Here is a 14179-nt window from a genome sequence, read left to right on the forward strand (position 1 = left end):
GGCTTCGCCCCGTACCCTCACCCCAACCCCTCTCCCGGGGGGAGAGGGGCTCCAGGCGCCACGCGCTCCCCTTCTCCCGCCGGGAGAAGGTGCCCCGAAGGGGCGGATGAGGGTACGGGCGAAGCCTGGGGAGACATCGATCGCGGCGGCGACAAGCGCGCGGGCGAAGCCTGGTGTCGTTCTGATGCGCGAAGGCTTCGCCCCGTACCCTCACCCCAACCCCTCTCCCGGGGGGAGAGGGGCTTTGCTTGCTCCAGGCATGAGGAGGCGCCGACGGCTTCACAACCGCGGCATCAATGCACCGCGCGCTCAGCCCAGGCGCTGTCGCACCGCCTCGAACAGGGCCACGCCGGCGGCAACCGAGACGTTGAGGCTCTCGATCTCGCCCGGCATCGGGATCCGCACCAGGCCGTCGCAATGCTCGCGGGTCAGCCGGCGCAGGCCGTCGGACTCGCCGCCCAGCACCAGCGCCACGTTGCCGCGCAGGTCCTGCGCGTACAGCGAGGTCTCGGCCTCGCCGGCCAGGCCGTAGATCCACACGCCCTGCTTCTGCAGCTCGCGCAGGCAGCGCGCCAGGTTGGTCACCGCCACGATCGGCAGGCGGTCGGCGGCGCCGGCCGAGGTCTTGCGCACGGTGGCGTTGACCGGCGCCGATTTGTCCTTGGGAATCACCACCGCGGTCACCCCGGCCGCGGCGGCACTGCGCAGGCAGGCGCCGAGGTTGTGCGGATCCTGCACGCCGTCCAGCACCAGCAGCAGGGCGCGGCCTTCGGCGGCGCTGACCAGGCCTTCCAGCTCGCTCTCGGCCCAGGTCCGCGCCGCGGCATAACGCGCGGCCACGCCCTGGTGCCGCACCGAGCCGCCGACGCCGTCCAGCGCCTGCGTGTTCACCCGCCGCACGTCGATGCCCTTGCGCCGCGCGTTCTCCTCGATCTCCTGCAGGCGCGGATTCTTGCTGCCCGCTTCCACCAGCACCTCGCGCACGTTGTCCGCGTCGTTCTCGATCGACGAGGCCACGGCATTGACGCCGACGATCCACTGGTTCTGCTTGCTCATGAGACGGGACTACGCGTAAGGAAAGCGGGCATGGTAGGGGTTGTGGCCGCTGGCGTCATGCCTGGGGGCCGGGATTGGGGATTCGGGATTGGGGATTGGTAGAAGCGGCTTGGCCGCGACGTCGTGCTTTCCTGCGATGCCCGGGGCATGCGTGCCGCGGCGGCAAGACCAACGACGCAGCGCCATCCAGTCAGGGCGCGGCGCAGCCTTGTGGGAGGGACTTCAGTCCCGACGCGATGACGTCGGGAACCCCGGCCTGCTGCCTGGCGCGCCGATGACCCGAGGTTACCGGCACCGACACGCTCCGCGCGACGTCGGCACCGGTGGTCTTACCTCAAGCCGGCCAGCGCTCGGTGTCGTGGTCCGGATGCTGGCGCGAGACGACATCGGCCAGGAACGGCGCGGCGGCCAGATCGCCTTCGGTGCGGATCGCCGCCAGGCGATGCAGGGCGTCGACGAATGGCAGCTTCGCCTCGATGCCGTACTGGATGGTCGGCGGCAAGGCCTCCGGATGGTCGAAGGCGCCGGCCGCGATGGCGACGCCATCCGGGGCCTCGTAGGTCAGCGGCGTGCCGCAGTCGGCGCAGAAGCCGCGCTGCACCAGGTTGGACGAGGCGAAGCGCCTGGGTGCGCCGCGGGTCCAGGTCAGGTCCGCACCGCGGGTGGAGACCAGCGGCGCGTAGTAGGCGCCGAACGCCTTCTGGCACATCCGGCAATGGCAGATCGAGGCGTCGTGCAGCCGCCCACGCACGCGGAAACGCACCGCACCGCACTGGCAACCGCCGCTGTACTCCTGCTCCATATCCGCTCTCCGCTGCGAACCGCATCGCGCGGGTGGCTCCCGCACGACGCACGGGAAGCGCGATCGCGGCGGCCGCCATTCGGTCGCCGCGACGCTGCGCCGTCAGTACTTCTTTTTCTTGCGCTTGGCTGGCTGCCCACGCGGCGGCGGCGGCAACTCGTCGTGTACCGATTCGCCTTCTTCGACCAGGCGGAAGTCGATCTTGCGCTCTTCCATGCTCGCCTTCAGCACCAGGATGCGTACGCGGTCGCCAAGGCGGAACTCGCGCCCGCGGCGCTCGCCGGTCAGGGTCTTGCGGGTGGCGTCGAAGTGGTAATAGTCCTGCGGCAACTGGGTCACGTGGATCAGGCCGTTGACCTTGGACTGGTCCAGTTCGACGAACAGGCCGAAGCTGGTCACGCCGCTGACCACGCCGTCGAACTGCCCGCCGACGTGCTTCTCCATCCACGCGGCGCGGTAGCGCTCGTCGACCTCGCGCTCGGCCTCGTCGGCGCGGCGCTCGCGCTCGGAGCACTGCAGCGCCAGCGCCGCCATCGCGCGCGGCGCGTACAGGTACTTGTCCGGCGCGCCGCGGGTCAGCGCGTACTTGATCGCGCGGTGCACCAGCAGGTCCGGATAGCGGCGGATCGGCGAGGTGAAGTGCGCGTACGCCTCCAGCGCCAGGCCGAAGTGGCCGGCGTTGTCGGGCGAGTACACTGCCATGCTCTGGCTGCGCAGCAGCACCGATTCCAGCAGCGCCGCGTCCGGGCGCTCGCGCACCTTCTTCAGCAGCTTGGTGTAGTCGCCCGGCACCACCTTGCTCCACGCCGGCAGGCTCAGCTTGAATTCCTTGAGGAACTCCAGCAGGTCGGCGTACTTGGATTCCGGCGGGCGCTCGTGCACGCGGAACGGCGCCGGAATGTGCGTTTCCAGCAGGTAGCGCGCCGCGGCCACGTTGGCGGCGATCATGCATTCCTCGATCAGCTTGTGCGCGTCGTTGCGCACCAGCATGCCGGCCTGGGTCACCTCGCCGGTGTTGTCGAGCACGAAGCGCACTTCCGCGGTCTCGAACTCGATCGCGCCGCGGCGCGCGCGCGCCTTGGCCAGGATCTGGTACAGCTGATGCAGCCGCTCCAGCTGCGGCAGCACCGCCGCCACGTCCTTGCGCACCTGCTCGTCTTTTTCGCCGACCGCCTGCCACACCTGTTCGTAGGTGAGCCGCGCGTGCGAGTTCATCACCGCCTCGTAGAAGCGCGCACCGGCCACCTCGCCCTGGCGGTCGATCTGCATGTCGCAGACGAAGCACATGCGGTCGACCTTGGGGTTGAGCGAGCAGATGCCGTTGGACAGCGTCTCCGGCAGCATCGGCACCACGAAACCGGGGAAATATACCGAGGTCGCGCGCTTGACCGCCTCGGTATCCAGCGGCGTGCCCGGACGCACGTAGTGCGACACGTCGGCGATCGCCACCACCAGGCGGAACCCGTCGGCGTTGGACTCGCAGAACACCGCGTCGTCGAAGTCCTTGGCATCGGCGCCGTCGATGGTCACCAGCGGCGTCTGCCGCAGGTCCACGCGGCCCTTGATCGCCGCCGGCTCCACCGTCAGCGGCACCGCCGCGGCTTCGTCCAGTACCTCTTGCGGGAACTCGTAGGGCAGCTCGTGGCCGTGGATCGCCGCTTCCACCAGCAGCGACGGGGTCAACTTGTCGCCCAGCACCGCGATGATCTTGCCGATCGGCGGGCGCCGCGCGTCCGGCGCGGAGGTGAGTTCGCACACCACCAGTTGCCCGTCGCGGGCCTCGCCGACGGCATCGGCAGGGATCTGCACGTTGCGCTGGATGCGCTTGTCGTCGGGCACCACGAAGGCGATGCCGGCTTCCAGGCTGAAGCGGCCGATCATCCGAGTCAGGCCGCGCTCGAGCACGCGCGCGATGCTGCCTTCGCGGCGACCGCGGCGGTCGATGCCGGTGACGTTGGCCAGGGCGCGGTCGCCGTGCAGCACCTTGCGCATTTCGTACGGTGGCAGGAACAGGTCGTCGCCGCCCTCGTCCGGGCGCAGGAAGCCGAATCCGTCCGGATTGGCGATCACCACACCGGGGATCAGGTTGGTCTGCTGCAGCGGCGCGTAGCCGCCGCGGCGGTTCTGCACGACCTGGGCTTCGCGCAGCATCGCACCCAGGCGCTTGCTCAGCGCTTCCTTGCGCGTCGGCTCGGTCAGACCGAGCTGTTCGGCCAGTTCGTCCAGGGTCTGCGGACCGTCGCAGCGTTCGAGCAGTTGCAGGATCGCCTCGCGGCTGGCGATCGGCTGCGCGTAGCGCTCGGCCTCGCGTGCGGCGTAGGGGTCGTGGATCGGCGCGGCAGTGTCGGGCGCGGCCGCCGGCGGCGGCGACGGAGGGTGCAGCGGTTGCAGCGGCGGCTTGGGGCCACGGCGCAGGAAGCTGGGCATCCAGGCGGGCAGACGCGATTTCTTCGGCGTATCGGAGGTGGGCGCGTCGCCGGACGCGGATTTGCCGGGCTTGCCGGACTTGCTTTTGCGAGTTGTCATCCGCGCATGGTACTCCCATGCAGGTGGCCGTCACCCGAACCGGGCGGCGCGCTGCGGCGAACGTGCGCCCCAGAAACGACGAAGCCCGCGTCAGCGGGCCGGTCGGTGCGAGAGTTCAGCGCTCTCGCGATCTTGCATGTGGTGCCCAGGAGAGGACTCGAACCTCCACGGTTTTACCCGCTAGTACCTGAAACTAGTGCGTCTACCAATTCCGCCACCTGGGCGCTGAAGGCCGCGAATTCTGCGGTGCCGCCGCGACCTTGTCAACGCCTATTTTTGCGCCGCTCTCGATTGCCGGCATCGATGACGCGATCCGACCGTGGCACGCAGCGGTGCCGCGCACATCCCAACCGCCGCGCGGCTGTGCACGCGCGCACGCTTCGGCGGCGCGCGGATTCGGCGGAAAACCGCAGTGCAATGCCGATTCCGACACGGCGCTGTCACAAGCGGACCTGCTTCGAAGATACGTCGTGACGGCAGCGGAAGTTCTCGATTTTGTCGGTTGACCCGGATCGGCGCCCCGCTAGCTTGCATCCGGCAATCCGTCGCCCTCCCCCACGCTCCGGAGCATCCCCATGCACAGCCTGTCCGCCTCCCTGCTCGCCGCCGCCCTGTTCGCCAGCGCCGGCAGCGCTTCCGCCGCCACTGCCGACGACGCCTCGCTAGGCTCGCTCACCGAGATCCAGCGCGCCCTGGACAGCGGCGCCTCGGTCGCCGTGGCGATCGACCTGAGCCAGTGCACGCCCACCTCCGGCGGCGCCACGCCCAGCCAGACCCGTGGCGGCCTGCGCATCGGCGCCTACCGCGTCACCGCCGACGGCACCCTGTCCTTCGCCGACGAGCACGTGACCGTCGGCCGCGACGGCAAGCCGATCCAGCAGTTCCTGCGCTACCAGGTGCATCCCGACAACACCGTGGACTTCACCATGTTCGTGTTCGCCCTGCCCAGCTACCAGCAGACCGGCAGCACCCTCGGCTACCGCTGCGCGATCAACCAGGGCCTGCGCTTCAACGTCGGCTACTGAGGTCGCCACCGACGCGTCCGCGACGGCGCTGCACTGCCGCCGTCGCAAAACGCTTGACAGCGCCTGCTGCCACGCGCAGAATTCTCGTTCTGAGTTGCCCAGGTGGCGGAATTGGTAGACGCACTAGTTTCAGGTACTAGCGGGTAAAACCGTGGAGGTTCGAGTCCTCTCCTGGGCACCACGACCGACAGGTCGAGCAAGATCTCAAAACCCGCTTCGGCGGGTTTTTTGTTGGCTGCGCGCAGACCGCGGCGCTCAGCGCTGCGGCGGACGCAACGGACCGATGTCCACGCGCACGCCCTTCACCCACACCGCCACCTTGTAGGCACGGTAGCCCGGGTTGTGGCGTTCGGCCGCACGCGCGGCCAGGTAGGCATTGGCGGCATGCACCAGCACCTGCAAGGACGGCTCCAGTTGCGCGACGCGCCGGAGTCTCACTTCGTAGGTGGCCATGCGCCCTCCCCCACGTACCGGCAGGCGCCGCGTCGTGCCGCGATCGGCCAATGCATGGCGGCGGCGCACTGCGGCGCCGACACCCTCGTGCCCACAACATCCATGTCCTGCATGCGCATCCTCGCGCGTCCGTGCATTCCGCACCGCACGAGTATTGAATCTCCGAACAATTGGAGTCAAGCGTGACTGTACGACAAGCCGGCGGATGCTCCATATCTTGGTAGGCCCGCCGTCCCCCAAGGCCCACCGCGATGAATAGCTTCGGCGAGCGTTTGCGCGAAGCCAGAAAAGCCGCCGGGCTCACCCAGGAGCAGTTGGGCTTCGCGCTGGACGTCACCAAGTCCTCGGTGTCGGCCTGGGAGAACGACCGCGAAACGCCGAGCTTCCGCCTGTTGCCGACGCTGCGCAGCGTGCTGAACCGCTCGCTCGACGAACTGGTGTGCGGCGTCGGTCCCGGCAAGCGTGTGCAGGACCTGCCCGCCGACTATCCGTTGCTGGCACAGGACGCGCAGGAGCGCGCCCTGCTCGCGCGCTATCGCAACGCCTCGGTGCGGCGCCGCGAAGCCGTGCTGGAATTGCTCAAGCCGGACAACGGCTGAGTCACACTGGCGGCGCGTGTGGCGTTCGGGCATCGCCAGTAACGACGGAATGCCATTCGCAGGAGGGGCTTCAGCCGCGACCAAACCCTACCGGCATGCCCGTCGCGGCTGAAGCCGGTCTTACGAGGACGACCACGCTTCCCGCTGAGTCGCGGCACGCGTGATGTTCGAGACGCTCTTCAGCCGCCGACGCCGAGCGTGCGCAGCGCCTCGCCCCAGATCGCGTAGCCCGCTTCGCTGGGATGGGTGCCATCGGGCATCAGCGCCGCCGGCAGCGTGCCGTCCGGCTGCAGGAAGCGCGCGCCGATGTCGAGCCAGCGCACCTGCGGGTCGTGGGCGAAGCGCGCGGCCAGCAGGCGGTTGGTCTCCAGGATCGGCGCACGCTGCGGCGCATCGGCGGCGAAGCCGCGCGGGAAGATGCCCATCAGCACGATCCGGCTGCGCGGCAGGCGCCGCCGGATCTCGGCGACCACCGCCGCCACGCCGTCGGCGGTCTCCTGCGGCGTGTTGGTGCGCGCATGCTCGGTGCCGGCGAGGTTGTTGGTGCCGAGGTTGATCACCACCCAGCGCGGCGCCAGACCGTCGACCTCGCCCTGGCGCAGCCGCCACAGCACGTTCTGGGTGCGGTCCCAGCCGAAGCCCAGGTTCAGCACCCGCGCGTCGCCGAAGGTGCGCTGCCAGGCCTGCGCGCCATTCACCCGGATCGCCTGTGGCGCGCCCGCCCAGAAATGGGTGATCGAGTCGCCGAGCATCACCACCTGCGGCTGCAACTGCCGCGCGGCGTCCAGCGCGGCATGGTGGCGGCCGTACCAGTCGTAGGAATCCTGCTCCAGCCAGGGCACCGCGATGCGCGCGGTGTCGACGTCGGTCATTGCGTCCAGCGCCACCCGCGGCGCCTCGTCGAGCAGCCGCGCCAGGGTCGGCTCGATGGCCTCGGCCATGCGCCGCTGCCCACGCGTGTCCGGATGCAGCGCGCCACTGCCGGGACGCTGCCGCGGATCGTAGAACAGGCTCGGGTCCAGCGTGCCGTCGACGCGCTGGAACACGGTGCCGATGTCCAGGTAGGCCACACGCGGATTGTCGCCGTAGCGCACCGCCAGTGCGCGATTGACCTCGGCATCGCGTGCGCTCTTCTGCGCCGAAAGCGCACTGGGCAGCAGGCCCAGCAACAGGATGCGCGTGTGCGGCAGGCGCTGCTCCAGCGTGGCGACCACCGCGTCGATGCCGCGCACCGTGTCCGCCGCGCCCTGCCCCTCGTGGCCGGTGTTGTTGGTGCCGATCAGCAGGACCGCGACCTTGGGCCGCAGGCCGTCGACCTCGCCGTGCTGCAGGCGCCACAGCACGTGTTCGGTGGCGTCGCCGCTGAAGCCGAGGTTGAGCGCGCCGCGGCTGCCGTAGAAGGTCTGCCAGGTCGACTGGAAGTCTTCGTCCGGTGCCTGCGCCTTCTCGTAATTCTGGGTGATCGAATCGCCGATCAGCAGCAGCGGCGCATCCGGGTGCGCACGCACCTGCGCCAGCACCTGCTGGTGGCGCTCGGCCCACCAGGCCTCATGCAGGCGGTCGGCCGGGGTCACCGGCACCGGCGAGGCCGCCGGCGGCGGCGCGGCCTGCGCATGGTCCGGGTGCGCACCAAGACATAGCAGTACGAGGACGGCCGCGCGCGGAAGCGATGCGGCGAAGCGGGCGCCGAAGGCGCGAAGAAAGCGCTGCATGTGCGGGGCTGCCGAAGCCTGCGAAGAGCCGCATTCTGGTGCGCAGGCCGCGGCAGCGGCAAGTGTCCCCGCGCCGGAGCGCGACGCCGGGCATGCATGTCACTTGGCATGCCCTGGTGCGGCGCGCCGGACGGCACGCCATCAGGCAATGGCGTGCAAGCGCCGCTATCGCACCACCATTGCAGCGGTACGGAACGGCACGGGTCGTGGTGCCGTCCGTGCCGCCGTCGAGGCTCAGTGGCCGCCAGCCGCCGCCGCGCCACCACCACCGCCGAACGGCGGCTTGGCCAGCCACAGGAAGAAGATGATCCCGAGGAAGGTCCAGCCCAGCAGGTAGAAGATGTCGTTGAAGCCCATCTGCGAGGCCTGGTGGTTGATGGTGTTGTTGAGCAGCGCCGCGCCGTTCTGCAGGCTGCCGTTGCCCATCATCTGCACCTGTTCCTGCATGCCCGGCGTGTAGGTGGAGATGTGCTCGGTCAGGTGCGCATGGTGCAGCTGCGTGCGCTTGGCCCACAGATAGGTGGTCAGCGAGGCGGCGAAGCTGCCGCCCAGCGTGCGCAGGAACGTGGCCAGGCCGGAACCGGCGGCGATCTCGCGCCCATCCAGGTCCGACAGCAGGATCTGCAGCACCGGCATGAAGAACAGCGCCACGCCCACGCCCATCAGCAACTGCACCCCGGCCACGTGCGGGAAATCCACCTGCAGGTTGAAGTCCGAGCGCATGAAGCTGGTGGTGGCCATGAAGATGAAGGCGATGCTGGCCAGCAGCCGCAGGTCGAAGCGCGAGGCGTACTTGCCGACGAACGGGGTCATGATCACCGGCAGGATGCCGATCGGCGCGGTGGCCAGGCCGGCCCAGATCGCGGTGTAGCCCATGTCGCGCTGCAGCCACTGCGGGATCAGCAGCGACACGCTGAAGAACGCCGCATAGGCCACGATCAGCGCCATGGTGCCGGCGCGGAAGTTGCGGTGGCGGAACAGCCGCAGGTCGACGATCGGATCCTTGTCGGTCAGCTCCCAGATCAGGAACACCGCCAGCGCCACCGCCGAGATCGCGGCCAGCACGACGATCTTGGTCGAACTGAACCAGTCCTCGTCGTTGCCCAGGTCCAGCACCACCTGCAGGCAGCCGACGCCGATGATCAGGGTGATCAGACCGACGTAATCCATGCGCGGGCGCTCGATCGGCTCGGGACGATCGCGCAGCTGCGAGCCGACCACGGTCGCGGCGATGATGCCCAGCGGCACGTTGATCAGGAAGATCCATTCCCAGCTGTAGTTGTCGGTGATCCAGCCGCCGAGGATCGGCCCGGCGATGGGCGCGACCACGGTGATCATCGCCAGCAAGGCCAGCGCCTGGCCGCGTTTTTCGCGCGGGTAGATCGACACCAGCAGGCTCTGGGTGATCGGGTACATCGGGCCGCAGACGAAACCCTGCAGCGCGCGCGATACCACCAGCATGCCCATGCTCTGGGCCAAGCCGCACAGCAGCGAGGCCGCGGTGAAGGCCAGCGTGGCCCACACGAACAGCTTGGTCTCGCCGAAACGGCGGCTGAGGAAGCCGGTCAGCGGCAGCGCGATGGCGTTGCTGACCGCGAACGAGGTGATGACCCAGGTCGCCTGCTGCGAACTGGCGCCGAGGTTGCCGGCGATGGTGGGCAGCGAGACGTTGGCGATGGTGGTGTCGAGCACCTGCATGAACGAGGCCATCGCCAGGCCCACCGTGCACAACGCCACACTGGCCGGGCGGAACCCGGCGGCCGGTGCGCCCGGAACCCCGGGCGCGGCGGGAGCGGCAGCTTGGTTGGACATGACCGGGCTCAGTTCGCCTTGGCGGCGTCGGGCAGGTTGGCGTGGATGATCTGCTTCACGGCCGCATCGGCCTGCTGCAGCTGCTGCGCATACACATCGGTATCCAGCAGCGTGCCGCTGGCCGGCTTGGTCGGCAGCACCGCGCCGTTCTGGTCATGCAGGTTGACGTCGGCCTTCATCGACAGGCCGATGCGCAGCGGATGCTGCTCCAGCTGCTTGGCGTCGATGGCGATGCGCACCGGCACGCGCTGCACGATCTTGATCCAGTTGCCGCTGGCGTTCTGCGCCGGCAGCAGCGAGAACGCACTGCCGGTGCCGATGCCGAGGCTCTGCACGGTGCCGTGGTAGGTCACCGCGCTGCCGTACACATCCGACTCCAGTTCCACCGGCTGGCCCAGGCGCATGTGCTTGAGCTGGGTTTCCTTGAAGTTGGCGTCCACCCACACCTGGTTCAGCGGCACCACCGCCATCAGCGCGGTGCCGGGCTGCACGCGCTGGCCGACCTGCACCGAGCGCCGCGCCACGTAGCCGGACACCGGCGCGACGATGGCGCTGCGGGCGTTGTTGAGGAAGGCCTGGCGCACCTGCGCGGCGGCGCCCTGCACGTCGGGCTGGTCGGCCACGCCGTTCTCGTCGATCAACGCGCGGTTGCGCGCCAGGGTCTCGCGCGAGCCGCTGACCGCGGCCTCGGCGGCGGCCAGCTGGTCGCGGGCATGCGCCAGCTCTTCGGCGGAAATCGCACCGGTGGCGACCAGGCTGGCGCGGCGGGCGACGTCGGCGCGGGCGCGCTGCAGGGTCACCTGCTGCGCGGACAGCTCGGCCTGGGCGCCCTCGACCGAGCGGTACAGACCGCGCACCTGGCGCACGGTCCGCGCCAGATTGGCCTCGGCCTGCTGCAGCGCGACCTCGGTGTCGGCCGGGTCGAGCTTGACCAGCGGCTGGCCGCGCTCCACGCGCATGCCGTCGTCGGCGTCGATGCGCACCACGGTGCCGGCCACCATCGGGGTGATCTGCACCAGGTTGCCCTGCACGTAGGCGTCGTCGGTGTCCTCGTGCCAGCGGCCGACCAGGAAATACCAGATCGCCAGCGCGATCAGCACCAGCACCACTACCACGGCCAGGCCGCGCAGCAGCTTGCCGCGCCGGCTGGGGGCGGGAGCGGAGGAAGCGGGGGTCGTTGTCTGATTCATTGCAGCGATCTCAGGAATGCGAAGGTGCGGAAGAAGAAGAGCTCGGCGCATCGGCGGCGGAGGTGGCGTCGTAGCCGCCGCCCAGCGCCTGATTCAGGCGCACCGAGACCAGGATCTGATTGGATTGCAGCGACGCCAGGCGCTGCTGCGCGTCCAGCAACTGTTGTTGCGCGCTGAGCACGTCCAGGTAGTTGCCGATGCCGGCGCGGTAGCGCTGCTGCGACAGGTCGAAGGCGGCCTGCGCCGTCTGCAGCGCCTGCGCCTGCTGCTGCGCCTGCTCGGCCAGCGAACGCGCGGCGTTGACCTGATCGGCCACCTCGCGCAGCGCCGCCACCAGGGTCTGGTTGTAGTTGGCCACCGCCAGGTCGTACTGCGCATCGCGCTCGGCCAACTGGCTGCGCAGCCGCCCGCTGTCGAACAGCGGCAGGCTCACGCCCGGGCTGAGCAGGCCCAGCACCGACGAACTCTTGAACAGGTCGCCCGGATTGGTGGCGGCGACGCCGCCCAACAGGGTCAGATTGATGCTGGGATAGAACTGCGCCTTGGCCGCATGGATGCCCTGCGAGGCGGCTTCCACGCGCCAGCGCGCGGCGACCACGTCGGGCCGGCGGCCGAGCAGGTCGCTGGGCAGCACCGACGGCACCCGCGCGGCCTGCGGGTCGAGCAGGCGCGGGCGCTCGATCTGCAGCCCGCGATCCGGGCCGCGGCCGAGCAAGGCCGCCAGGGCGGTGCGCGCTTCGTCGATCTGCTGCTGCGCCGCCGCCTGCTGCTGGCGCGCCGCCGGCACCCGCGCCTCGGCCTGGCGCAGTTGCAGGTTGTTGTCGATGCCGGCGTCGCGGCGCTGCCGCACCAGCTTCAGGCTGTTCTCCGAGCGCGCCAGCTCGGCGCCGGCCAGGTCGTACAGATGCCAGGCGTAACCCAGTTGCGCATAGGCCCGGGCGACGCCGGCCGACAGGTCCAGGCGCGCGGCCTGCGCGTCGACCTCGGCCGCATGCGCCTGGTCCACTGCCGCCTCCCACGAGGCGCGCTTGCCGCCCCACAGGTCGAAGCCGTAGCTGAAGTTCAGCAGCGCCTGCTCGTTGTGGATGTACTTGCCGCCGATCTCGTCGCCGGCCAGGCCCTTGGGCAGTTGCAGGCCGGTGTAGCCGGCCGACAGCGACAGCTTGGCGCCGCGGTCGGCATCGGCCGCGCCGGCCTGCGCCTGCGCCAGGCGCAGCCGCGCATCGGCGGCGTCCAGGCTGGGCGTGCCCTGCAGGGCCTCGGCGATCAGCGCGTCGAGCTGCGGATCGCCCAGCGCTTTCCACCAGTCCTGCTGCGGCCACGGCGCCGGCGCCAGCGCGTCGGCGGCCAGGGTCTTGCCGATGTGCAGCTGGCGGTCGGCATCGAGCCGGCGCCCCTGCGGTTCCAGGCCACGGCTGCTGGCGCAGGCCGCCAGTGCCAGGGTGAGGGCCGCGACCGCGAACGGGCGCAGGCGGGAGGGAGAAGAAGACAGAGTCATGTGGGCGGGTTCAGGGCGAATTGAGGGAATCGCGGACACGGACCAACAGCGAAAACAAGTGCTCGCGCTCGTCGGCGGACAGATCGCGCAAGGCATCGGCGATGACGTCGTCGCCGCGCTGCTTGAGCTGCTGCCACAGCGCCTGGCCTTCGTCGGTCAGCACCAGGCGCAACGCGCGGCGGTCCTGCGCGTGCGCCTCGCGGCGCACCCAGCCCAGGTCTTCCAGCTTGTCCAGCAGGCGCGTCACCGCGCTGGGGTTCTGGTCGATGGCCTGGGCCAGTTCGTTGGCGGTGCACGGCGCCATGTGGGCCAGGGCCTTCATGCCGATGTAGTGGCTGAAGCCCAGGTCCGGCTCCAGCCCGGCCATAGCGCGGTCGAGGCGGCGCATCAGGCCGTCACGCACCTGGCGCAGCAACAGGCCGAACGAGGGCGGGCCAGGAAAGGAGGGAGCGCAGTTCATGGGCGCCTATTATTTTCATTTAGAAATATATGTCAAGAAAATATCCCCAAGGAAACTAGATGCTGCGTTGCAGCGGAGGAACGCTGACGGCGAGCGCACTGTAGCGGCGCGCGGCCATGGCTCGGTATTACAATCCGGACAATGGATATCGAAATCGCGCCAACCCAGCCGGCCGACGCTCCGGCCAACATCGGCTCCGACAGCGCGCTGGACCCGCGCGCCATGGAGTGGTTCGAGCGCGCCGATGGCCCGCCCGCGCTGGCCTTCATCGCGCATTCGCCGGTGTCGCTACGGCGCGAGGTGGACTGGCACCGCCACGTGCGCGGGCAATTGATCTATGTGGAGGACGGCGTGCTGAGCACCCGCACCGCGCACGGCCAGTGGTCGCTGCCGCCGGGCTGTGCCGGCTGGATGCCGCCGCAGGAACTGCACACGGTGCAGGTGTCCGGGCGGGTGCGCAGCTACCTGGTGCTGATCCGCCCCGACGTCTGCGCCGACCTGCCGCCGCGGACCTGCGTGATCGGCATGAACGGCCTGTTCCGGGAGGTGCTGCGGCGGATGAGCCAGTGGGGGGTGCCGCCGGTGCTGGCGGCCGAGCAGCAGCGCCTGTGCGCGGTGCTGCTGGACGAGGTGCGCAACGCCCCGGTCGAGCATCTGCACCTGCCGATGCCGCGCGACCGCCGGCTGCTGCGCATCGCCACCCAGTTGCTGGAAACCCCCGCCGACGACCGCTCGCTAGCGCAATGGGCGCACTGGGCCGGGCTGTCGGCGCGCAGCCTGAGCCGCCACTTCCGCGACGAGACCGGCTTCGGCTTCGCCGGCTGGCGCCAGCAGGCGCGGCTGGCCGAGGCGCTGCGCCGGCTCAGCGACGGCGCCAGCGTCGCCGACACCGCCTTCCGGCTGGGCTACAGCAGCCCCAGCGCCTTCGTCACCGCCTTTCGCGGCCGCTTCGGCCATCCTCCGGCCCGTTACCTGGCCAGCGCCGGCGGCACGCGCGGCTTGGCATCGCCGGCCGCATCCGGATAATCGACCGGCTGACCTGCGGC

Annotated in this window: 12 protein-coding genes and 2 tRNA genes; 4 read left to right on the forward strand and 10 right to left on the reverse strand. The window is 70.0% G+C overall.

What is annotated here, in order from left to right; translation table 11 throughout:
* Window positions 1–309 precede the first annotated feature (309 nt).
* The 4 genes from rlmB to CEK69_RS12460 form a co-directional block, all read right to left on the reverse strand.
* On the reverse strand, window positions 310–1056 hold the full coding sequence (gene rlmB, locus CEK69_RS12445; protein WP_152245912.1) for a 23S rRNA (guanosine(2251)-2'-O)-methyltransferase RlmB: 747 nt from the start codon (window positions 1054–1056) through the stop codon (window positions 310–312).
* 334 nt (window positions 1057–1390) lie between these two features.
* On the reverse strand, window positions 1391–1858 hold the full coding sequence (locus CEK69_RS12450) for a GFA family protein (protein WP_017913460.1): 468 nt from the start codon (window positions 1856–1858) through the stop codon (window positions 1391–1393).
* Between the two features lie 102 nt (window positions 1859–1960).
* On the reverse strand, window positions 1961–4384 hold the full coding sequence (gene rnr / locus CEK69_RS12455) for a ribonuclease R (protein ID WP_026144762.1): 2424 nt from the start codon (window positions 4382–4384) through the stop codon (window positions 1961–1963).
* A gap of 139 nt (window positions 4385–4523) precedes the next feature.
* Window positions 4524–4608, reverse strand: a tRNA-Leu gene (locus tag CEK69_RS12460).
* 351 nt (window positions 4609–4959) lie between these two features.
* Between CEK69_RS12460 and CEK69_RS12465 the strand changes: the two genes are divergently transcribed.
* Together CEK69_RS12465 and CEK69_RS12470 are read left to right on the forward strand one after the other, a co-directional pair.
* A complete protein-coding gene (locus CEK69_RS12465) occupies window positions 4960–5409 on the forward strand; it encodes a VirK family protein (RefSeq protein WP_152245914.1) in 450 nt (149 codons plus the stop codon).
* 96 nt (window positions 5410–5505) lie between these two features.
* A tRNA-Leu gene (locus CEK69_RS12470) sits at window positions 5506–5590 on the forward strand.
* A gap of 74 nt (window positions 5591–5664) precedes the next feature.
* Here CEK69_RS12470 and CEK69_RS12475 read toward each other — a convergent pair.
* Entirely contained in the window at window positions 5665–5862 is a 198-nt protein-coding gene (locus CEK69_RS12475) for a hypothetical protein (protein WP_010343993.1), read from the reverse strand.
* Between the two features lie 251 nt (window positions 5863–6113).
* Here CEK69_RS12475 and CEK69_RS12480 point away from each other — a divergent pair, with 251 nt between their 5' ends.
* On the forward strand, window positions 6114–6461 hold the full coding sequence (locus CEK69_RS12480) for a helix-turn-helix transcriptional regulator (protein ID WP_017910998.1): 348 nt from the start codon (window positions 6114–6116) through the stop codon (window positions 6459–6461).
* Window positions 6462–6640: 179 nt separating this feature from the next.
* On the opposite strand, the gene CEK69_RS12485 is transcribed toward CEK69_RS12480, so the two are convergent.
* The 5 genes from CEK69_RS12485 to CEK69_RS12505 form a co-directional block, all read right to left on the reverse strand.
* The gene (locus CEK69_RS12485) at window positions 6641–8173 is read right to left on the reverse strand and encodes a GDSL-type esterase/lipase family protein (protein ID WP_043092442.1); all 1533 of its coding nucleotides are present in this window, start codon (window positions 8171–8173) and stop codon (window positions 6641–6643) included.
* A 234-nt stretch (window positions 8174–8407) separates the two neighbouring features.
* Window positions 8408–9985: a DHA2 family efflux MFS transporter permease subunit gene (locus CEK69_RS12490; RefSeq protein WP_026144761.1), complete on the reverse strand. Its 1578-nt coding sequence runs from the start codon at window positions 9983–9985 to the stop codon at window positions 8408–8410.
* An 8-nt stretch (window positions 9986–9993) separates the two neighbouring features.
* The gene (locus CEK69_RS12495; RefSeq protein ID WP_150410789.1) at window positions 9994–11175 is read right to left on the reverse strand and encodes an efflux RND transporter periplasmic adaptor subunit; all 1182 of its coding nucleotides are present in this window, start codon (window positions 11173–11175) and stop codon (window positions 9994–9996) included.
* 10 nt (window positions 11176–11185) lie between these two features.
* The gene (locus CEK69_RS12500) at window positions 11186–12673 is read right to left on the reverse strand and encodes an efflux transporter outer membrane subunit (protein WP_152245916.1); all 1488 of its coding nucleotides are present in this window, start codon (window positions 12671–12673) and stop codon (window positions 11186–11188) included.
* 10 nt (window positions 12674–12683) lie between these two features.
* Complete coding sequence (locus CEK69_RS12505; RefSeq protein ID WP_026143312.1) at window positions 12684–13133, reverse strand: MarR family transcriptional regulator; 450 nt, start codon at window positions 13131–13133, stop codon at window positions 12684–12686.
* A 222-nt stretch (window positions 13134–13355) separates the two neighbouring features.
* Between CEK69_RS12505 and CEK69_RS12510 the strand changes: the two genes are divergently transcribed.
* Window positions 13356–14159 (forward strand): helix-turn-helix transcriptional regulator, encoded by an 804-nt coding sequence (locus tag CEK69_RS12510; RefSeq protein ID WP_191091457.1) that lies wholly within the window; start codon window positions 13356–13358, stop codon window positions 14157–14159.
* Window positions 14160–14179 lie beyond the last annotated feature (20 nt).

The organism is Xanthomonas sp. LMG 12462, from assembly GCF_009192885.1.
Classification (GTDB): Bacteria; Pseudomonadota; Gammaproteobacteria; order Xanthomonadales; family Xanthomonadaceae; genus Xanthomonas_A; species Xanthomonas_A sontii.

What these genes read in the sequence shown, in the direction of transcription:
- rlmB (WP_152245912.1), bottom strand. Translation starts at nt 1,056, where the DNA reads ATGAGCAAGCAGAACCAGTGGATCGTCGGCGTCAATGCCGTGGCCTCG.
- CEK69_RS12450 (WP_017913460.1), bottom strand. Translation starts at nt 1,858, where the DNA reads ATGGAGCAGGAGTACAGCGGCGGTTGCCAGTGCGGTGCGGTGCGTTTC.
- rnr (WP_026144762.1), bottom strand. Translation starts at nt 4,384, where the DNA reads ATGACAACTCGCAAAAGCAAGTCCGGCAAGCCCGGCAAATCCGCGTCC.
- CEK69_RS12465 (WP_152245914.1), top strand. Translation starts at nt 4,960, where the DNA reads ATGCACAGCCTGTCCGCCTCCCTGCTCGCCGCCGCCCTGTTCGCCAGC.
- CEK69_RS12475 (WP_010343993.1), bottom strand. Translation starts at nt 5,862, where the DNA reads ATGGCCACCTACGAAGTGAGACTCCGGCGCGTCGCGCAACTGGAGCCG.
- CEK69_RS12480 (WP_017910998.1), top strand. Translation starts at nt 6,114, where the DNA reads ATGAATAGCTTCGGCGAGCGTTTGCGCGAAGCCAGAAAAGCCGCCGGG.
- CEK69_RS12485 (WP_043092442.1), bottom strand. Translation starts at nt 8,173, where the DNA reads ATGCAGCGCTTTCTTCGCGCCTTCGGCGCCCGCTTCGCCGCATCGCTT.
- CEK69_RS12490 (WP_026144761.1), bottom strand. Translation starts at nt 9,985, where the DNA reads ATGTCCAACCAAGCTGCCGCTCCCGCCGCGCCCGGGGTTCCGGGCGCA.
- CEK69_RS12495 (WP_150410789.1), bottom strand. Translation starts at nt 11,175, where the DNA reads ATGAATCAGACAACGACCCCCGCTTCCTCCGCTCCCGCCCCCAGCCGG.
- CEK69_RS12500 (WP_152245916.1), bottom strand. Translation starts at nt 12,673, where the DNA reads ATGACTCTGTCTTCTTCTCCCTCCCGCCTGCGCCCGTTCGCGGTCGCG.
- CEK69_RS12505 (WP_026143312.1), bottom strand. Translation starts at nt 13,133, where the DNA reads ATGAACTGCGCTCCCTCCTTTCCTGGCCCGCCCTCGTTCGGCCTGTTG.
- CEK69_RS12510 (WP_191091457.1), top strand. Translation starts at nt 13,356, where the DNA reads ATGGAGTGGTTCGAGCGCGCCGATGGCCCGCCCGCGCTGGCCTTCATC.